The sequence below is a fragment of the Microbacterium sp. R1 genome, assembly GCF_015159725.1.
GTDB lineage: Bacteria > Actinomycetota > Actinomycetes > Actinomycetales > Microbacteriaceae > Microbacterium > Microbacterium oxydans.
Genome location: NZ_JADDUD010000001.1, coordinates 1,236,357 through 1,255,133 on the forward strand (window position 1 = coordinate 1,236,357; position 18,777 = coordinate 1,255,133).

Annotated in this window: 20 protein-coding genes and 1 tRNA gene; 11 read left to right on the forward strand and 10 right to left on the reverse strand. The window is 68.6% G+C overall.

Annotation, left to right across the window (positions count from 1 at the left end; translation table 11 throughout):
• The first annotated feature begins 4 nt into the window (after window positions 1-4).
• Window positions 5-670, forward strand: a complete 666-nt coding sequence (locus ILP86_RS06195) for a DedA family protein (protein WP_046749635.1) — start codon at window positions 5-7, stop codon at window positions 668-670.
• Window positions 671-680: 10 nt separating this feature from the next.
• Here ILP86_RS06195 and ILP86_RS06200 read toward each other — a convergent pair.
• Window positions 681-753, reverse strand: a tRNA-Leu gene (locus ILP86_RS06200).
• An 85-nt stretch (window positions 754-838) separates the two neighbouring features.
• Here ILP86_RS06200 and ILP86_RS06205 point away from each other — a divergent pair.
• The 3 genes from ILP86_RS06205 to ILP86_RS06215 all read left to right on the forward strand — a co-directional run bounded on the left by ILP86_RS06205 (window position 839) and on the right by ILP86_RS06215 (window position 4,051).
• Entirely contained in the window at window positions 839-2,086 is a 1,248-nt protein-coding gene (locus ILP86_RS06205) for an alanine racemase (protein ID WP_193761617.1), read from the forward strand.
• Complete coding sequence (locus ILP86_RS06210; protein ID WP_193761618.1) at window positions 2,083-3,396, forward strand: D-arabinono-1,4-lactone oxidase; 1,314 nt, start codon at window positions 2,083-2,085, stop codon at window positions 3,394-3,396. Before ILP86_RS06205 ends, ILP86_RS06210 begins: the two co-directional genes overlap by 4 nt.
• Window positions 3,397-3,484: 88 nt before the next feature.
• Window positions 3,485-4,051, forward strand: coding sequence for a LemA family protein (locus ILP86_RS06215; RefSeq protein WP_046749632.1), 567 nt, complete (start codon window positions 3,485-3,487; stop codon window positions 4,049-4,051).
• Window positions 4,052-4,090: 39 nt separating this feature from the next.
• Here the strand turns inward: ILP86_RS06215 and ILP86_RS06220 are convergent, their stop codons facing one another.
• Together ILP86_RS06220 and ILP86_RS06225 are read right to left on the reverse strand one after the other, a co-directional pair.
• Window positions 4,091-5,020, reverse strand: coding sequence for a hypothetical protein (locus ILP86_RS06220; protein WP_193761619.1), 930 nt, complete (start codon window positions 5,018-5,020; stop codon window positions 4,091-4,093).
• Window positions 5,017-6,282, reverse strand: coding sequence for a winged helix-turn-helix domain-containing protein (locus tag ILP86_RS06225; protein WP_046749630.1), 1,266 nt, complete (start codon window positions 6,280-6,282; stop codon window positions 5,017-5,019). Before ILP86_RS06225 ends, ILP86_RS06220 begins: the two co-directional genes overlap by 4 nt.
• A gap of 87 nt (window positions 6,283-6,369) precedes the next feature.
• Here ILP86_RS06225 and ILP86_RS06230 point away from each other — a divergent pair, with 87 nt between their 5' ends.
• Together ILP86_RS06230 and ilvA are read left to right on the forward strand one after the other, a co-directional pair.
• On the forward strand, window positions 6,370-7,566 hold the full coding sequence (locus tag ILP86_RS06230) for an AI-2E family transporter (protein ID WP_046749629.1): 1,197 nt from the start codon (window positions 6,370-6,372) through the stop codon (window positions 7,564-7,566).
• Window positions 7,563-8,792 (forward strand): threonine ammonia-lyase, encoded by a 1,230-nt coding sequence (ilvA, locus tag ILP86_RS06235; protein WP_046749628.1) that lies wholly within the window; start codon window positions 7,563-7,565, stop codon window positions 8,790-8,792. Before ILP86_RS06230 ends, ilvA begins: the two co-directional genes overlap by 4 nt.
• 70 nt (window positions 8,793-8,862) lie before the next feature.
• Here ilvA and greA read toward each other — a convergent pair whose 3' ends face one another.
• Together greA and ILP86_RS06245 are read right to left on the reverse strand one after the other, a co-directional pair.
• Window positions 8,863-9,351 (reverse strand): transcription elongation factor GreA, encoded by a 489-nt coding sequence (gene greA, locus ILP86_RS06240; protein ID WP_045262727.1) that lies wholly within the window; start codon window positions 9,349-9,351, stop codon window positions 8,863-8,865.
• 97 nt (window positions 9,352-9,448) lie between these two features.
• Complete coding sequence (locus ILP86_RS06245) at window positions 9,449-9,835, reverse strand: DUF4307 domain-containing protein (RefSeq protein ID WP_046749627.1); 387 nt, start codon at window positions 9,833-9,835, stop codon at window positions 9,449-9,451.
• 67 nt (window positions 9,836-9,902) lie between these two features.
• Here ILP86_RS06245 and ILP86_RS06250 point away from each other — a divergent pair, with 67 nt between their 5' ends.
• Window positions 9,903-10,196: a hypothetical protein gene (locus ILP86_RS06250; RefSeq protein WP_193761620.1), complete on the forward strand. Its 294-nt coding sequence runs from the start codon at window positions 9,903-9,905 to the stop codon at window positions 10,194-10,196.
• Window positions 10,197-10,203: 7 nt separating this feature from the next.
• On the opposite strand, the gene ILP86_RS06255 is transcribed toward ILP86_RS06250, so the two are convergent.
• Window positions 10,204-10,935, reverse strand: coding sequence for a hemolysin III family protein (locus ILP86_RS06255; protein ID WP_113681659.1), 732 nt, complete (start codon window positions 10,933-10,935; stop codon window positions 10,204-10,206).
• A gap of 97 nt (window positions 10,936-11,032) precedes the next feature.
• Here ILP86_RS06255 and ILP86_RS06260 point away from each other — a divergent pair, with 97 nt between their 5' ends.
• The 4 genes from ILP86_RS06260 to ILP86_RS06275 all read left to right on the forward strand — a co-directional run bounded on the left by ILP86_RS06260 (window position 11,033) and on the right by ILP86_RS06275 (window position 15,637).
• Window positions 11,033-11,812, forward strand: a complete 780-nt coding sequence (locus tag ILP86_RS06260; RefSeq protein WP_046749846.1) for an isoprenyl transferase — start codon at window positions 11,033-11,035, stop codon at window positions 11,810-11,812.
• 41 nt (window positions 11,813-11,853) lie between these two features.
• Complete coding sequence (locus ILP86_RS06265) at window positions 11,854-12,984, forward strand: aminotransferase class V-fold PLP-dependent enzyme (RefSeq protein ID WP_193761621.1); 1,131 nt, start codon at window positions 11,854-11,856, stop codon at window positions 12,982-12,984.
• 158 nt (window positions 12,985-13,142) lie between these two features.
• Window positions 13,143-14,525, forward strand: coding sequence for a PhoH family protein (locus tag ILP86_RS06270; RefSeq protein WP_046749845.1), 1,383 nt, complete (start codon window positions 13,143-13,145; stop codon window positions 14,523-14,525).
• A gap of 509 nt (window positions 14,526-15,034) precedes the next feature.
• Entirely contained in the window at window positions 15,035-15,637 is a 603-nt protein-coding gene (locus ILP86_RS06275; protein ID WP_052748833.1) for an endonuclease domain-containing protein, read from the forward strand.
• Between the two features lie 169 nt (window positions 15,638-15,806).
• On the opposite strand, the gene ILP86_RS06280 is transcribed toward ILP86_RS06275, so the two are convergent.
• From ILP86_RS06280 to ILP86_RS06295, 4 genes are read right to left on the reverse strand one after another with little or no spacing between them, the layout of a single operon-like run.
• Window positions 15,807-17,201, reverse strand: a complete 1,395-nt coding sequence (locus ILP86_RS06280) for an aspartate ammonia-lyase (RefSeq protein ID WP_046749623.1) — start codon at window positions 17,199-17,201, stop codon at window positions 15,807-15,809.
• Window positions 17,198-17,884: a carbonic anhydrase gene (locus ILP86_RS06285; protein ID WP_141369185.1), complete on the reverse strand. Its 687-nt coding sequence runs from the start codon at window positions 17,882-17,884 to the stop codon at window positions 17,198-17,200. The genes ILP86_RS06280 and ILP86_RS06285 overlap by 4 nt, the downstream gene beginning before the upstream one ends.
• Window positions 17,881-18,525, reverse strand: coding sequence for a DUF4245 family protein (locus ILP86_RS06290; protein WP_193761622.1), 645 nt, complete (start codon window positions 18,523-18,525; stop codon window positions 17,881-17,883). The genes ILP86_RS06285 and ILP86_RS06290 overlap by 4 nt, the downstream gene beginning before the upstream one ends.
• Window positions 18,522-18,761 carry an exodeoxyribonuclease VII small subunit gene (locus ILP86_RS06295; protein WP_046749620.1) on the reverse strand — a complete coding sequence of 80 codons (240 nt, stop codon included), beginning with the start codon at window positions 18,759-18,761 and terminating at the stop codon, window positions 18,522-18,524. The genes ILP86_RS06290 and ILP86_RS06295 overlap by 4 nt, the downstream gene beginning before the upstream one ends.
• Window positions 18,762-18,777: the final 16 nt, after the last annotated feature.

The window sequence follows — 18,777 nt, forward strand, 5'->3', positions numbered from 1 at the left end:
CCGCATGGTTCCCACTGCTGCCGCCGAACACGGCTTCACCGGCCTCACCGGATTCGCCGCCGACGTCCTCACAGCCCTCGGAGACGTCGGCGTCGGCGTGCTCGTCTTTCTCGAGGTGCTCGTGCCGCCGATCCCGAGCGAGGTCATCCTGCCATTTGCGGGATACCTGAGCCAGAGCGGCTCCCTGAATCTCGGGTGGCTGATCTTCTGGAGCACCTTGGCGTCGTGGCTGGGGGCGCTGCTGCTGTACTGGCTCGGTGCGGCGATCGGCATGGACCGGGCGGTGCGGATGCTCGCTGCCACGAAACTGGTGAGTCGCTCCGACCTCGAACGTGGATCCGAGTGGTTCGTGCGCAGTGGCGGCTGGACCGTCCTGGTCGGACGGATGGTTCCCGGTGTCCGCAGCCTCATCTCGATCCCCGCCGGCGCGTCGCGGATGAACCTCGTGACCTTCAGCGTCTACACGATCATCGGGAGCGGACTGTGGAACGCTCTTCTCCTCGGGGTCGGAGCGGCGTTGGGCACCCAGCACGAGCAGCTGGAGCAGTACCTCGGCTATCTCGACTACGCCGTCTACTCCGCCATCGCGATAGCTCTCGTCGTCCTGATCGTGCGCCGGATACGGGAGGCAGCGGGTGAGCGGAAGGCGGTCGCGCAGGGGGAGGACTGAGCGTCGGCGGTGCCCCCGCTGGGACTCGAACCCAGACTGAAGCGATTTTAAGTCGCCTGCCTCTGCCATTGGGCTACGGGGGCCTCCCGGTCAGCCTATCGCCGCGCTCGACTGCGACGCCGTGCCGTCAGGGGTGAACCGGAGTCCGCGAGGCCTTAGGGTGGGGGAGTGCTCGACCTCATCGATGAACTGAGCCCCGTCCACGGTGCCTCCGCGGTCGCCCCTGAGTGGGAGGACCCGGCCCGTTACTGGCCGCGCCTGTCCGCGGCGACAGGACACCTCCCGGCACCGGTGGCGATGATCGACCGCGAGGCGCTCCGCTACAACGCGATGGACCTTCTGGTGCGGGCCGGTGGACTCCCGATCCGCGTCGCCTCGAAGTCCGTGCGGGTGCGCTCCGTGCTCGACGCCGTGCTGAAGCTGCCGGGGTTCCGCGGCATCCTCGCCTTCACGCTCGAAGAGGCGCTCTGGCTCGCCGAGACCCACGACGACATCATGCTGGGCTACCCGACCGTGGACCGCGCGGGACTGGCGCGGCTCTTCGCCGACGAGCAGGCCGCGCGGCGTATCACGCTGATGGTCGACGACCTCGTGCACCTCGATCTGATCGACAGCGTCGCGGGTCCCCGGTCGCGCCCCGAGCTCCGCGTCGCCATCGACGTGGATGCCTCCTGGCGGTCCTCGATCCTCGGCCACATCGGAGTGCGCCGCTCTGCTCTGTTCAGCGCGGGCGAGGTCGCCGCCTTCGCCCGAAAGGTGGTCGCCCGCCCCGGGTTCCGCCTCGTCGGATTGCAGATGTACGACGCGCAGATCGCCGGTCAGGGCGACGACGCCGGTCCCGATGCGCCGCTCATCCGCATGGTGCAGGCGCGCTCGCGCAACGAGCTGCGTGAGCGTCGAGCCGAGATCGTCGCCGCAGTCGGGTCCGTGGCACCCCTGGAGATCCTCAACGGCGGGGGAACGGGCTCGCTCGAGTTCACGGGCAGCGACGAGTCCCTCACCGAGGCGAGCGCGGGCAGCGGGCTGCTCGGCGGACACCTCTTCGACGGCTACCGGTCGTTCCGTCCCGCGCCCGCCTCCGCATTCGCGTTCGATGTGGTGCGCCGCCCCGCCGCCGACATCGCTACGGTGCTCGGAGGCGGGTGGATCGCCTCCGGCCCCGCTGTGGCTTCCCGGCAGCCGCGTGCTGTGTGGCCCGAGGGGCTCCACACCCTCTCCCGCGAAGCCGCCGGTGAGGTGCAGACGCCGCTGCAGGGGCCGGCGGCCGCGTCGCTCGGCGTGGGAGACCGTGTCTGGTTCCGCCATGCCAAGAGCGGTGAACCGGCAGAGCGCATCGAGAGCTATCACCTGATCTCGGGCGACGAGATCGTCGACGAGCTGCCGACATACCGCGGCGAGGGAAAGGCCTTCCTGTGACGAGAATCGGCGGCACCTGGCAGAACTGGGGTCGCTCGGCATCCGTGCGTCCGGTGCGCGTGGAGCGGCCGCGCAGCCCGGAGGGCGTCCAGCGCGCGGTGATCGCCGCGGTCAAGCACGGACTGCCCGTGAAGGCGGTGGGGGCCGGTCACAGCTTCACCGGCATCGCCATCGCTCCTGGTGTGCTGCTCGAGCTCGACGACCTGCAGGGCCTCGTCTCCGCCGACGCCGAGACCGGCCGGGTGACTCTGCTCGCCGGAACGCGGCTGCACCGCATCCCCGGGCTCCTGGCGCCGCACGGGCTCGCGATGGAGAACCTCGGCGACATCGATCGCCAGTCCATCGCCGGAGCGATCTCCACAGGCACCCACGGCACGGGGGCCGGATACGGCGGCCTCGCCACCCAGGTCGTCGGCGTCACGATGGTCACGGCCGCTGGCGAGTTCCTGCGGATCGACGAGGAGCACGAGAGCGAGCTCCTGCCTGCGGTGGCACTGGGACTCGGCGCCCTCGGCATCATCGTCGAGGTGACGCTGCAATGCGTACCCGCGTTCGTGATGCACGCCATCGACGAGCCGGTCGCCCTGGACGAAGTGCTCGCCACCCTCGACGAGCGCGTCGCCTCATCCGACCACTTCGAGTTCTACTGGTTCCCGCACACCGACGTCGCCCTGACGAAGCGCCAGGCGCGTCTCCCGGAAGCGACGGTCCGCAAGCCGCTCCCTGTGGTCGGGCGATGGATCGACGAGACGGTGCTCTCGAACGGCGTCTACCGCGTCGTGTGCGCAGCCGGCCAGGTCGTCCCGGCGATCACGCCATCGTTCAGCCGGCTCGCGGTCAAGCTCACCGGCGATCGCGAGTACACCGAGCTGTCGCACCGCGTGCTCATCCAGAGCCGGACCGTGCGCTTCCGGGAGATGGAGTATGCGATCCCGGCCGAGAACGTCGTGGCGGCGTTCCAGGCAGTCAGGGCTCTCATCGACCGGCGCGGGTGGCGGATCGAGTTCCCGATCGAAGTGCGTTTCGCCGCAGCCGACGATCGCTGGCTCTCCACCGCTCACGGGCGCGACAGTGCGTACATCGCCGTGCATCGATACTGGCGAGCCGACCCCACGGAGTACTTCGGAGCGGTGGAGGAGATCATGCACGGGTTCGGCGGACGTCCGCACTGGGGCAAGCTCCACACGCTGACCGCGGAGACGCTCCGGGAGCGGTATCCGCGCTTCGACGACTTCATCGCACTGCGCGACCGGCTCGACCCGGAACGTCGGTTCGGCAACCGCTATCTCGAACGGGTGCTCGGCAGCTGAACCGACGGCGGCGGACGCCGCGTACGCCCAGTCCACGTGCAGGCTGCGCGTCTAGGATGAGAGAAACACGAGGAAGGGTGGGCCTCTGATGGAATGGCTCGTGCCGGTACTGATCGTTGTCGGAGTGATCCTGCTCGTCGGCATCTATCTGTGGGCCACGTACAACTCGCTGGTGCAGCTGAATGTGCGCGTCGACGAGGCGTGGAGCGGCATCACCGTGCAGCTCAAGCGACGAGCCGACCTCATCCCCAACCTCATCGAGACGGTGAAGGGCTACGCCTCGCACGAGAAGGCGGTCTTCGAGAACGTCACCCGTGCGCGTGCCGAGACGCTGTCGGCGGGAGGGCCCGGAGAAGCCGGTATCGCCGAGGGGCACCTGCAGCAGGCTCTGCGCAGCCTGTTCGCGGTCGCTGAGGCGTATCCGCAGCTGCAGGCGAGCACCAACTTCCTCCAGGTGCAGCAGGCCCTGGTCGACACCGAGGACAAGATCCAGGCGGCGCGCCGGTTCTACAACGGCGGCGTGCGCGAGCTCAACACCAAGATCAAGGTCTTCCCCAACAACCTGTTCGCCAAGGGGCTGGGGTTCACCGAGCGCGAGTTCTTCGAGGTCGCCGACAGCAGCGCCATCTCGGAGCCTCCGCGCGTGCAGTTCTGACGCGTGCACTTCTGACGCACGGTTCGGCGACGGCGTTCGTCACCACGGTGAGAGCACGAGGTCGTCGGCGGTGAAGGACACGTCGCCGCGAAGCGTCCAGGAGTCCGTGCGGTACGTCGTCGTCAGTCCGGCGCCGTCTGCGCCGGTCCCCGTCACGGTGACGACCAGCACCCCGCCGTCCGCGGTGAAGCCTGCCGGGGTGAGAGTGACGGCGGGAGCCTCCTCGACCCGGTAGCGGAACCCGTCGACATCACGGAACTCCGTTCCCCAGGGGATGCGCAGTCCGCAACCGTCCGGCGTGTCGGTCCCGGGGACGGTGCACGCTTCGACGATGTCGTCCACGTGGTCTTGGGCGACCGCCGTCGCCTCCGGGCGCAGCGTGGCATCGACCACGGTCGTGACCTCGACGGCAGGCATGACCGTCACAGCGCTCTCGCCTTCGAGCAGCGTCGCCGGCATCGCAGAGACCGTGTACAGCGCGGGGAGGAGAGCGACCGCTTCGCCCGTGGGGACAGCGGTGGTGCCGATCGCGACGGAAGCACCGATGGTCGAGTCGAGGGTCACCCTGCCGAGCCCCGAGGAGTCGACACGCCAGCGGCCGTCGACCATGTCGAGCGCGAGCACTGCGTCGTGGGCATCTCCATCGAGCTCGAACGACACCTCCACCGCCGCCGACGTGCTGCCGTTGCTGTGTCGCACGCGCGTGACCTCGGCGTCTCGCACCAGCGCGCTCGCGGCGTCGAAGGCGTCGAGTGCGGCCTCCGTGACCACGATCCCGGTGGCCCGCACGGTATCGGCATCGCCGGACTCCAGGGCTTGCAGGTACTCGAGTGCCGCTTCCTCCGGGGTGGTCGACCGCGCGGAGGATTGCCAGTTCCACACCCCTGCGGCGAGGAGGACGACGACGACCGCGGCGCCGCTGATCACCCAGCGCCGCCGCACTCTGCTCCGGCGGGACTCCTTGTTCATGCGGGACTCTCTCGGGGATGCAGATGGCGGCGCACGGCCGGACCTGTTCCCGTGCCCGCGGCCAGGGCGGTGTGAAGCGCCGCCGTGGCGTCACCCCAACCGGACACCGAGATGTGCTCCAGGCCCTGCCAGGCGGCGGCGAGTGCGAGTTCCCGGGCGATCGGCTCCGCGTCGCCGGGACGCGCCTGCGGCTCCCACCACGCGGATTGCACCTGCAGAGTCGATGTGGTCCGATCGGCCTTGAGGTCCACCCGTGCGACGATGCGGTCGCCGACGAGCACAGGCAGGGAGTAGTAGCCGAATCGCCGCTTCTCGGCCGGCACGTAGATCTCGATGCGATAGTCGAGGTCGAATGCACGGAGGGCCCGGTCCCGGAACCACACCACAGGGTCGAACGGCGTCAGGATCGCCGCCGTATCCACTCTGCGCGGCAGCACCGCATCCTGATGCCGCCAGGCGGGGAGCGGGCGCCCGCCACGTTCCCAACCCCGCACCTTCACCGGGATCAGCTCGCCCGAATCCACGAGCTGGGCGATCGAGCGGGCGACTGCGGCGCGGTCGCGAATGCGGTAGTAGTCGGCGAGATCCGACTGTGTGGCGACGCCACTCGATCGCGCCGCGCGCCGGCTCAGCTCGAGGATGGCCTCGGCGCGGGACACCTCCCGTGAGCGGATGGTGTCGGGAATGACATGCTCCGCCAGCGCGTACGTGCGCTCGAATCCGCGACGCCCGCTGATCGCGACGTCACCGGTGCGCCACAGGTGCTCGAGCGCGAGTTTCACATCGTCCCAGTCCCACCAGGTGCCGCGCTCCCGCGGTGCGTCTTCGCGGAGGTCGGCCGGTCGCAGCGGGCCGCGCGCACGCAGCTCGTCCGTCACCCACTGCACGGTGCGGGCGTTGCTGCTCATCCACGAGTCCTCGCCCGCCCAGCGTCGGCGGAAGTCGTCCATGCGGAAGCGCCACAACGGCCAGTCCTCGACAGGGATGAAAGTGGCCTCGTGGGCGAGGTACTCGACGTAGTGCGTCGTGCGGGAGAGGAAGATGCGGTCGAGCAGCGCGGGGTCGTACGCGCCGAGCCGTGAGAACAGCGGGAGGTAGTGCGATCGCGCGAACACGTTCACGGAGTCGATCTGCAGGACTCCGAGCCGGTCCATGACCCGGTGCACGTGCCGCCCCGCGACCGTCGCCGGTCGTGCTCGGGTGAATCCCTGAGCGGCCAGCGCGATGCGACGTGCCTGGGTCGAGCTGAGGGTGTCTGTCACCTCGCCAGGGTAGCGCCGCGCGCCGACATCGCTCCGCGCTCGGAAAGATGCGTTCGAGGGCATACGGCATGACCTTAGACTTGGGCGATGAGCGACGACCAGCGACCCCGGCTGCGTGATCTCTTCCGTCCGCGCCCGGTCTCCACCGACCGCACCGTGACGACCGAGGCCGACGAGACCGTGCCCCTGCCGTTGCGGATCACCGCGAGCTACGCCTGGCGGCTGCTGATCATCGCCGCTGCGATCGGCGTCTTCATCTGGCTCGTGATGCTGCTCAAGCTCCTGGTCATCCCCCTCATGGTCGGCATCCTCATCACGGCGCTGCTGTGGCCCGCGTTCTCGTGGATGCTGCGACGCGGCCTCCCGCGATGGCTGGCGATCGCCATCTCGCTCATCGGGACGGCCGCCATCGTGACCGGGCTGATGTGGCTCGTCGTCTGGCAGGTGCGCGCACAGCTTCCCGACGTGCAGGAGCGGTCGACCGAGGCGTTCGATCAGTTCCAGGTGTGGCTGCACGACGGGCCGCTGAATCTCTCGGACACCCAGATCGCCGACTACCTCCAGCAGGGTCTCGACCTCATCAGCGAACAGGCACAGGTGCTCTGGACGGGCGCACTCGCGATCGGCACCACCGTCGGTCACGTCGCCACGGGCGCCCTGCTCGCACTCTTCATCCTCATCTGCCTGCTGGCCGATGGAGCCGGGATCTGGCGCTGGACCCTCAAGATCTTCCCGCGTCGCGCCCGTCCGGCCGTCGACGGCGCCGCCCGCAACGGTTGGACGACGATCGTCAACTACGCGCGCACGCAGCTTTTCGTGGCCACCATCGATGCGATCGGCATCGGCCTCGGCGCCTTCCTGCTGCAGGTTCCGCTCGCGCTCCCTGTGGCGGTTCTCGTGTTCCTGGGCTCCTTCATCCCGATCGTCGGTGCCGTGGTGACCGGCGCGGTCGCCGTCTTCCTCGCCCTCGTCTACAACGGGCCGTGGATCGCTCTGTGGATGCTCGTCGTGGTGCTGGCGGTCCAGCAGATCGAGGGACACATCCTGCAGCCGATCATGATGGGTTCCGCGGTCAAGGTGCACCCGCTCGCCGTCGTGCTCGTCGTGGCCGGAGGAGCGATGATCGCCGGAATCCCCGGCGCCCTGTTCGCGGTCCCGTTGGCGGCGTTCGTCAACGTCGCCGCCGTGACCATCAGCTCGGGTTCCTGGCGCACCGGCGTCGGACCGAGCGGAGATCTGATCTGGAGCACAGTTCCGCGCGAGCGGAGACGGAGGAATCGATGAGCGCAGTCCCCAGCCTGACCGAGTTCGAGCACGCCGCTCAGAGTCTGGCTGAGGTGATCTCGCACACGCCATCGCTGCCGTCGCGGGCCCTCTCCGACATCCTCGGGGCACCCGTCCTGCTCAAGATGGAGAATCTCCAGCGCACGGGCTCGTTCAAGATCCGCGGGGCGGCCTACCGGCTGTCCAAGCTGAGCGCCGAGGAGCGCGCCAGGGGAGTGGTCGCGGCCTCCGCCGGCAACCATGCCCAGGGGGTTGCCCTCGCCGCCCAAGCGCTCGGGATCCCCGCGACGATCTTCATGCCCCTGGGTGTGCCGGTGCCGAAGCTGCTCGCCACTCGCGGCTACGGAGCGGAAGTGGTGCTGGAGGGGGAGACGGTGGCGACATCGCTGCGTCTCGCCGCCGAGTTCTCCGAGCGCACCGGCGCGGTGCTGATCCACCCGTTCGATCACCGCGACGTCGTGATCGGGCAGGGCACGCTCGGGCTCGAGCTCCTGGAGGATGCGCCCGAGGTCGACACCGTCGTGCTCGGCATCGGCGGTGGAGGTCTCATCGCCGGGGTCGCCGCAGCTGTCAAGGCCCGTGCCGCCGAGCTCGGACGCTCGGTCAGGATCATCGGCGTGCAGGCGGAGAACGCCGCCGCCGTGCCGCCATCGCTCGAGGCGGGAGAGCCCGTCGACATCGTGACGAGGCCGACCATCGCCGACGGCATCCTGGTCGCGCGCCCCGGTGCGATCCCGTTCGACATCATCAAGGACCTCGTCGACGAGGTGGTCACGGTCTCCGACGATGATCTGGCGCGAGCCATCCTCATCCTCCTCGAGCAGGCGAAGGTCGTGGTCGAGCCCGCGGGCGCCGCGGGCGTCGCAGCCATCCTCGCCGGCAAGGTCACCGCGACGGGGACCACCATGGCCGTGCTGTCAGGTGGGAACATCGACCCGCTCCTGCTGCAGCGGGTCGTCTCGCACGGACTCGCCGCGTCCGGTCGATACCTCACGATCCGCATCCCGCTGCCCGACCGGCCCGGCCAGCTCGCCCGCGTGTCCGAGCTGATCGCGGAGGCCGGAGCGAACGTGATCGAGGCCATGCACACACGTCACGGACACGGGCTGCAGATCAGCGAGGTGATCCTCGAACTCAGCGTCGAGACCCGCGGTCCCGAGCACTCCGAGCACACGCTCGACACTCTGCGTCTGGCCGGCTTCGAGCCGATCCTCGTCCCGGATTGAGCACGACCGATCGCGCATACGGAAGCGCCCCCTCGTCCGAGCGGAGGAGGGGGCGCTTCCGTATGGCGTCTCAGCCGGTGTAGGTCTCGACGTTCACGATCTCGACGCTGATGTCGCGACCGTTGGGAGCCTCGTAGGACGACTTCTCGCCGACCTTGAGGCCGAGGATGGCCTGGCCGAGGGGGCTGGCCTCGCTGTACACGTCGAGGTCGCTGCCTGCGGCGATCTCGCGGCTGCCGAGGAGGAAGACCTCTTCGCCGCCGGCGACGAGGGCCGTGACGACGGTTCCGGGCTCGACGATCCCGCGGCTGGCGGGAGCCTCGCCCACCTTGGCGGTCTTGAGCAGACCCTCCAGAGTGCGGATGCGGGCCTCCTGCTTGCCCTGCTCGTCCTTCGCGGCGTGGTACCCGCCGTTCTCCTTGAGGTCGCCCTCTTCGCGGGCCGCCTCGATGCGCTTGGCGATCTCGTCGCGGCCGACAGTGGACAGGTGCTCCAGCTCGGCGACGAGCCGGTCGTACGCTTCCTGCGTGAGGAAGGGAACCTGAGCATCGGTGGACATGACGAAGCTCCTTCTTTCGGGATCCCTCCGGCATGCTGCGGGGGATATGCCAAGACGCCCCGGCACGGTGCCGGGGCGTCGTCTGTCTGGCACGAGTCTAGGCGACCCAGCAGGCGTTCACCAAACCTGTCGTGGCTTCCGCGACGGTCGGGATGGTGACCGAACGCGCCTGCGAGTGGCTGTCTCCTGCCTCGATCTCGACGATCTTCCAGCCGACGACGCCGAACTCCTCGTCCAGCGCTTCGACGGCGCACACGACGTTCTTGCCCTGCACTCCGGTGACCTGGAAGGTGATGTTCACCGAGTGCTCGTCGACGAGTTCGAAGCCCAGATCGTCGGCGTCGACGGACGCCATCGACTGAGCGACGGTCATCCAGCCGAACGCGCCGAGCAGGATCACGGCGACCGCGCCGCCGACGATCCAGGGCGTGCGCCGCCGTCGGGTTCGGCCATAGCGTTCGTCGAGGTCTCGTGCGGTCGTCACAGGGGAGTCTTCCGGTCGTTAGGCTGGTGTTACCAGGTTATGCGACCTGCGTACGAAAGGCCGATTCATGTTCTCTCTGTCCGAGACCCCGATGCCGACGCCGAGCATGACCGTCGATCCGGTGTCGGTCACCCCGGGGTTCGTGGGCTTCGCCGCGATCGTCGTGGTCGTGATCGCGGTCATCCTCTTGATCTGGGACATGAACCGTCGCATCCGCCGTGTCCGCTACCGCGAAGAGGTGCGCGACGAGCTGGATGCCGAAGAGGCGGCGCGTCACGCCGACGGCAAGGCCGCCCCCGGTGCGGAGCCGTCGACCTCGGACCGGCCCGACGCTCCCGAAGACGACTCGCCCACGCGCTGACCGTGCGTCACGGCGCACCCAGCGAGGGAGAAAGCGGCGCCAGCGCGATCAGCAGGCACGCCGTCCAGTGGCACAGGAACGCGAGAACCGTGCACACGTGGAAGATCTCGTGGAACCCGAAATGGCCCGGCCAGGGGTTCGGCTTCTTGAGCGCGTAGACGATCGCGCCGCCCGTGTAGAGCAGACCGCCGACGATCACCAGCACCATCATCGCGGCGTTCGCGTTCATCAGATCGACGATGTACATCACGGCGGCCCAGCCCAGCAGCAGGTAGAGGGCCACGTAGAGCCAACGCGGCGCATTGATCCAGAAGACGCGGAAGAGGATGCCGACGAGGGTGCCGCCCCACACCAGGCAGAGCAGCAGGATGCCCTTCTGCGGTGGCAGCGCCAGCACGGCCAGAGGCGTATAGGTACCGGCGATGAGCAGCAGGATGTTGGCGTGGTCGATGCGCTTGAGCATCACCTTCACCTTCGGACTCCAGTCGATGCGGTGGTAGAGCGCGGAGTTGCCGAAGAGGAGCAGCGACGTGAGCATGAACACAGCGGAGGCCCACTTCGCCGCGGCTCCCTCGGCCACGACGATCAGGACGATTCCGGCGACCACGGCGACCGGGAAGGTGCCGGCGTGGATCCACCCTCGCCAGGTCGGTTTCACGTCGGTGGCCGCATCCGCGGCGGCTGCGTCCAGAAGGGGCAGCTGAGGGACGTCGGGACCGGAGTGCTCGGGAGTGCTCACGTGCTCACTCTAGGCGGCCCCGCATACCGCTCACGGCACATATATCCAGCGTTCCCACACGGTGCGGACGGCCGCGGCACGGTAGCGTAGGTGGGTGATTCCACGCGAGAGCCCGGTGCGCGGGCCGCTGTACCGGCTCTACACGAGTCGGCTGCGTCGTCACCTCGATCCGGCTCGTGTGCCGCACCACGTCGCGATGATGATCGACGGCAATCGCCGTTGGGCCCGTCAGCTCGGGTTGGACACGCCCGCGGAGGGACACCGGGCGGGTGCGGCGAAGATGCGCGAGTTCCTGGAGTGGTGCGACGAGCTCGGTGTGCGGGTCGTCTCGCTCTACCTCCTCTCGAGCGACAATCTGAGGAAGCGGGATTCCGCGGAGCTCGCCGACCTCATCGAGATCATCGCGGAGCTGGCGGAGGCGCTGTCCCTGGAGGGGAACTGGCGGGTGAAGCACGTCGGCCGCTCCGACATCCTCCCCGCCGAGCTCGCGCGAGTGCTCTCCGACGCGGAGCAGCGCACGAAGGATCACACCGGGCTGCACGTGAACCTCGCGGTCGGGTACGGCGGGCGCAACGAGATCGTCGATGCGGTACGGAGCATCATCGCGAAGCACGAGGCGTCAGGCGGCACGCTCGAAGACCTCGCAGCCCACCTCACGCCCGAGATGATCGGCGAGCACCTGTACACCGGGGGACAGCCCGACCCCGATCTCGTGATCCGCACCAGTGGAGAGCAGCGGCTGAGCGATTTCCTCCTCTGGCAGAGTGCGCACAGCGAGTTCTACTTCGTGGAGGCGCTGGGGCCGGACCTCCGCCAGGTCGACTTCCTGCGTGCGATCCGGGACTATGCCGATCGGGACAGGCGCTTCGGGCGCTGACGCGGCGACGGGTCCGAGCGGAGCCGTGCCACAATGACGCAGTGAGCACTTTCCAGGACTATGTCGACTCCTTCGACAACGAGTCCGGCTACTTGAACTGGGCCGCCTTCGGGCCGCTGTCGCCGTCCGTCCGGGAAGAGGTCTTCGCCGATGCCGACCTGCTGGCAAGCGGACGGCCCTCCTCACTCGCTCTCGTCGGAGAGCGCATCGGCCAGGCACAGGAACTCGTCGCCGAGCTGCTGGACGCCGATGCGGCCGACGTCACGCTGCAGCCGTCTTCGACGCACGGGCTCATGCACGCGCTGTTCGGTCTCACCGGGGGAGTGATCGCGAGCACCGCCGAGTTCCCGAGCGTGAGCCTGACGGTGGAGCGCGCGTCGACGGCATCGCAGTGCGCCGTCACGCCGCGCTGGATCACGCCCGGTGACGGCCGCGTGACCCCTGATGCGGTGACCGATGCCCTCGACGACGATGTCGTCGCACTCGCTGTGAGCCACGTCGACTTCCGCACCGGCTTCCGCACCGATCTCGCCGCTCTCCGCGAGGCGATCGGTCCCGATCGGCTGCTCATCGTCGATGCCGTCCAGTCGTTCGGGGTGATCGACGTCGACTACTCTGCGGCGGATGTGGTGGTAGGGCACGGCTACAAGTGGTTGCGCGCCGGCCGCGGCAGTGCGTTCGGGTGGTTCTCCCCGCGCGCACGGGAGCGCATCGCCCCGGTGCTGTCCGGGATCACCGGTACGACGTCTCCCGGTCTGTTCGTCGACGAGCTGCCGGCACCCGCTCCGTCCGCGCGCGCCTTCACCGTCAGTCAGCCGGACACGCTCGCGGCAGGGCGACTCGCCATCGGGGTGCGGGACGTGCGCGACGCCGGCGTCGCCGCCATCGAGGCACGGTTGGTCGAGAACGTCGACACCGTGATCGAGATCGCTGACCGTCACGGCATCGAGGTGAGGTCCCCGCGTGAGCGCCATCAGCGTGCCGGCATCGTGTCTCTCGCTCCGGCGGAACCCGGGCGCCTGGCCGCCGCGCTCGCGAACGCCGGGATCGTCGTGACGGCGCGGGGTGCGGCGGTGCGCATCGCTCCCCACGCAGGTACGGATGCCGCGAGCTTCGAGCTCCTCGACGACACCCTGCGTGCGTTCGGCAACGAGACGTTCATCAGCGCGTAACGAATCGCTGGCGTGTCGAGTTCGGGTTAATCGTCCGCACAGTCGTACGTTCTAGGCATCGGGCAAGGCGCCCGGTCGGGTCGGCCTCAGGTTGACGACTCGTGACCCCCTGGTCGACTCGTTCGAACTACCGGGATTCCCCGGGTCGGGAGTGGGTCGTGACCACACGTACAGCGCAGCAGGCCACCAGCACCGCGCAGCAGTCCACCCGTAAGACGACGAGACGAGCATCCTCCGCCGATCCGGATCAGGATCTGCGCACGTATGTCCTCGACACGTCCGTGCTGCTGAGCGATCCGCAGGCGTTCTTCCGGTTCGCCGAGCACTCGGTCGTCCTCCCCGTCGTCGTGATCACGGAGCTGGAGGGCAAACGCCACGACCCGGAGATCGGCTACTTCGCGCGACAGGCCCTTCGCCACCTCGACGATCTGCGCATCGAGCACGGGCGTCTCGACTTCCCCGTCGAGGTCGGCGAGGGCGGGACCCTCCGGGTCGAACTCGCGAACACCGACTCCTCGGTGCTTCCCGCGGGCATCCGCCTCAGCGACAACGACACCCGGATCCTCTCCGTCGCCATGCATCTCGCACAGGACGGCCAGGACGTCACGATCGTGTCGAAGGACCTGCCGATGCGCGTCAAGGCCGCCTCCCTCGGTCTGCGCGCCGAGGAGTACCTCGCCGAGCAGGCGGTGGACTCGGGGTGGACCGGGATCTCGACGCTCGACCTCTCCGGTGACGACATCAGCGACCTGTACGAGAGCGAGGTCGGCATCAGCGAGCAGGCTCGGGGGCTCCCGGTGAACACCGGCCTGATCATCCACTCCGAGCGCGGGTCGGCGCTCGGTCGCGTCACGGGAGACGGCGAGTACCGGCTCGTGCGCGGCGACCGCGACATCTTCGGCATGCACGGCCGCTCCGCGGAGCAGCGCATAGCGATCGATCTGCTCCTCGACCAGGAGGTGGGCATCGTCTCGCTCGGCGGGCGTGCGGGCACCGGCAAGTCGGCGCTCGCGCTGTGCGCAGGACTCGAAGCGGTGCTCGAGCGGCAGCAGCAGAAGAAGATCATCGTGTTCCGGCCCCTGTTCGCAGTCGGTGGGCAGGAGCTCGGCTACCTCCCGGGCGACCAGGGCGAGAAGATGGGGCCCTGGGGTCAGGCGGTGTTCGACACGCTGGGTTCGGTGGTGTCGGGCAACGTCATCGAGGAGGTCGTCGAGCGCGGACTGCTCGAGGTGCTCCCGCTCACCCACATTCGCGGAAGGTCCCTGCACGACGCGTTCGTGATCGTCGACGAGGCCCAGTCGCTCGAGAGGAACGTGCTCCTGACGGTGCTGAGCCGCATGGGACAGAACTCGCGCGTCATCCTCACCCATGACGTCGGTCAGCGTGACAACCTCCGCGTGGGTCGTCATGACGGCATCGCCAGCGTGATCGAGACCCTGAAGGGACATGATCTCTTCGGACACGTGACCCTGACGCGGTCGGAGCGTTCGGCCATCGCAGCCCTCGTCACCGAGCTCCTGGAGGGTGGAGAGCTCAGCTGACGACGGAAACAGCGGATGCCGCGAGGGCTCGGTCCTCGCGGCATCCGCTTCTTGGTCTCGGTGCAGCCCCCGATCGCATAAACCCCGTCCGCGTGCATGAACCCCGTCCGCTTGCATGATGATTCGCCGTTCTTGGTCATGCGATCGTCGGATGGTCATGCGCGTGAGAGGGGGGGGGGGAGCAGGTCAGTCGGACTGCACAGCGGCCTGTTCTGCGCTCGTGTTCACCGATGGCGTGAAGGTGGGCCGGCCGAGCGGGCGTGGGCCCCCAGAATCGAACGATGATCGACGTCAATATGCTCCTCGGACGCTTGGGAGGGGTCGCACGCGGCACCCGGCTTCAGGGCTTCGGATGCTCACGCTCACGGCTGGGAGCGGAGTGCAGGGCCGGTCGTATCGTCCGAGTGCGTTCTGGTGTGTTCGCATCTCGAGGAGCCGCGACCGAAGTGGTCACAGCAGCGGCCCACGGGGGAGCCCTCACTTGCGGGAGCGCCTTGAGGATTCGAGAGGTGTGGACGCTGGAGGTTCCCGCTGAGGTGCATGTCTGGATGGGGCTCGGCGGGCGACGGCATCATCCGAAGCAGTGCGGCTGCGTCGCTCACTTCACCCGCGGACGCATGGATGTCGGCATCGCGCCGATAGAGGTCGCGCTGACACACGCATACGCCTGTTACGGGGAGGAGTTCTTCTTCGCCGCGTACGAGTCGGCCTGGAACAAGCGGATGCTGACTGCTGCGGCGCGTGCGCACGTCCGCTCCGCCCTTCCTGCGACGGCGCGCTGGCTCGTCGACCTCGCACGTCCGGACGCGGAGAGCGGCTTGGAATCCCTGGTGCGGCTGCGGCTCCATCTGATCGGAGTGGCTGTGCGCACCCAGGTGACCGTCGGCGGGGTCGGGCGGGTCGACTTCGTGATCGAGGGCCGCGTCATCCTCGAGGCCGACGGTCGCGACAACCACGAGGATGCTGCGAAACGGCATCGCGATCTCATGCGAGACGCAGTCGCATCCGACCTCGGCTTCGAGACGCTCCGTTTCGACTACTCGATGATCGTGTACTCGTGGGACGTGGTCGCAGCAGCGATTCTGGCTGCGCTCGCTCGGGCTCGTGCGTGAACTGGTGCACCTGCATGAGGCGATGCCGGATGCAGGTGCCGTCCCGCCGAACGCTCATGCAATCGTCGGCTGGTCATGCGTCTGTGCTGGGAACCCGAGACGCGGCGCCCGGAGACAGAGGATGCCGCGAGGATCGAGTCCTCGCGGCATCCGCTTCGACGTGGGCGGGTCAGCCCGCGTGCGTCATCGACAGCAGGTCGAGCTTCTCGTCCAGCTGCTCGAGGGTGAGCTCGCCGCGCTCGACGTAGCCGAGGTCGATCACGGCGTCGCGCACCGTGATGCCCTTGGCGACCGAGTGCTTGGCGATCTTCGCCGCCGCCTCGTAGCCGATCAGCTTGTTCAGCGGCGTCACGATCGACGGGCTCATGCCCGCGAAGGCCGCCGCCCGCTCGACGTTCGCCTGCAGACCGTCGATCGTCTTGTCGGCGAGCACGCGCGAGGCGTTCGACAGCAGACGGATCGACTCGAGCACCGCGGTGCCCATGACCGGGATGGCGACGTTCAGCTCGAAGGAACCGGATGCGCCGGCCCACGCGACGGTGGCGTCGTTGCCGATCACGCGCGCGCACACCATGAGCACGGCCTCGGGCACGACGGGGTTGACCTTGCCCGGCATGATCGAGGATCCGGGCTGCAGGTCGGGGATGTGCAGCTCGCCGAGGCCCGTGTTGGGGCCCGACCCCATCCAGCGCAGGTCGTTGTTGATCTTGGTCAGCGACACCGCGATGGTGCGGAGAGCGCCGGAGGCCTCGACCAGACCGTCGCGGTTCGCCTGTGCCTCGAAATGGTCCTTGGCTTCGGTGATGGGCAGCTCGGTCTCGGCCGCGAGCAGCGCGATGACCTTCTGCGGGAAGCCCAGCGGCGTGTTGATGCCCGTGCCGACGGCGGTGCCGCCCAGGGGGACCTCGGCCACGCGGGGGAGAGCCGACTGCACGCGCTCGATGCCCAGACGGATCTGACGCGCGTAGCCGCCGAACTCCTGTCCAAGGGTGACGGGCGTCGCGTCCATGAGGTGCGTGCGGCCGGACTTGACCGCGTCCTTCCACAGCTCCGCCTTCGCCTCGAGAGCGACGGCGAGGTGGTCGAGTGCGGGGATGAGCGTGTCGATGAGTGCCTGGGTGACCGCGATGTGCACCGAGGTCGGGAACACGTCGTTCGACGACTGCGAGGCGTTGACGTGGTCGTTGGGGTGCACGGTCGAACCGAGGATGCGCGTGGCGAGCGTTGCCAGCACCTCGTTCATGTTCATGTTCGACGAGGTGCCGGAGCCGGTCTGGTAGGTGTCGACCGGGAACTCACCGTCGTGCGCGCCGGAAGCGACCTGGTCGGCGGCCTGGGCGATGGCGTCGGCGATGGCGCCGTCGAGGGTGCCGAGCTCCTTGTTGGCGAGTGCGGCGGCCTTCTTGATGCGAGCGAGGGCGGCGATCTGCGTCGACTCCAGCCCCTTGCCCGAGATCGGGAAGTTCTCCACGGCGCGCTGCGTCTGAGCGCCGTAGAGCGCATTCACGGGCACCCGCACCTCGCCCATGGTGTCGTGCTCGATGCGGTAGTCCTGCTCGGTCATTCCGAACCCTCCTTGGTTGCGGGGTCGATCCCCTGGATGTCGTCGTCGGTGTCGATGCCGACCGTGATCACGGGCACGGCGGTGCCCTCGGCCAGACGGTAGTTGGCGCCGACGATGCCGAGGCGACCAGCCGCGACGGCATCGCTGATGATCTCGGACGACTGCAGCAGATCGTTCACCGTGTTGCGCAGGTGCTCGATGCCGACCAGTTCCGAGTCGATCTCGGCGACGGTGGTGCCCCCGCTCTCCGCCAGCACCTTGCGCGCGGCCGGCACGATCGGGGCGATCAGCTTCCAGATGTGCGGCGGCAGCGGAGCGGCATCGATCGCCGTGCCGTCGATGGCGGCGCGCACCGCACCGCACGAGTCGTGCGCCAGCACCACGATCAGAGGAACCTCGAGAACGGCGACGGCGTATTCCAGGCTCGCGACGATCGATTCTCCGATGACCTGCCCGGCGTTGCGCACCACGAACAGGTCGCCGAGTCCGAGGTCGAAGATGATCTCGGCGGCCAGGCGGGAGTCGGAGCATCCGAAGAGCGTGGCGACCGGGTGCTGCGCCGCGGTCAGGTCCTTGCGGCGAGCGACGTCCTGATTCGGGTGGCGAGGCTCGTCCTGCACGAAACGGCGGTTGCCGTCCTGCATCTGCGTCCAGGCGGCGGCGGGGGTGAGGGGGTGGGTCATCGGGTCTCCGAGATGGTGCGGATCTGCGGGATGAGGCTCTCGGCGAGTTCGGCCGTGGAATCGGCCGACCGTGAGCCGTAGAGCAGGATGTAGTCGGCGCCGGCCTGCGTGCCGATGGCGTAGGTGACGTTGGCGTTCGACTCCGCGCTACCCGGCTTGTAGACGTCCCAGTCGAGCCCGCCGATGCGCACCGTGTCGGTCGGCGCGATGCCGTTCAAGCGCTGCGGAGCCCAGGACGAATCCGCGTCGAAGGCCTGGTCCACCTTGATGAACCCGCGCTCCTTGTCCGACTTGGGGGCGAGCGTGACCTCCCAGACGACGGTCGCGCCACCCTGCATCTCGGCCCCGTTCGCGCGCCAGAAGTCGCCGAGTTCCGGGATGAGGACGGGGCGGTCCATCGAGGACTCCACCCCCTCGGCCACCGCGGCGACGTCGAGGGGCTTCTGCTCGACGGGTGCGCCGCGGGGAACCGCGAAGATGATGACGGCGACCACGGCGAGTGTCACGAGAAGCGCTGCGACCAGGTTCCGCACCGTCTGGCTCGATCGGTACGCCTTGCTCGACGCCGCCTTCCTGGCGGCGGTCTCGTCGGGTGTCTCCGGACGGCCGAGCTCGGCGATGATGGGGGGCTGCTTGCTCATGACTCTCCGGCGTCGTCGGCATCGGAAGCCGCGGCACGAGCAGCGTCAAGACGCCGCTTCGCTCCCAGCAGCCACTCCTCGCAGCGTGCGGCCAGCGCCTCTCCGCGCTCCCACAGCGCGAGCGAATGCTCGAGTGTGGGGGAGCCCTGCTCGAGCTCTGCGACCACCTTGACGAGTTCGTCACGGGCCGCCTCGAACGACAGCGTGTCCACGGGGGTGTCGTTCAGGGCGCTCACTCCTCCATCTTACGTC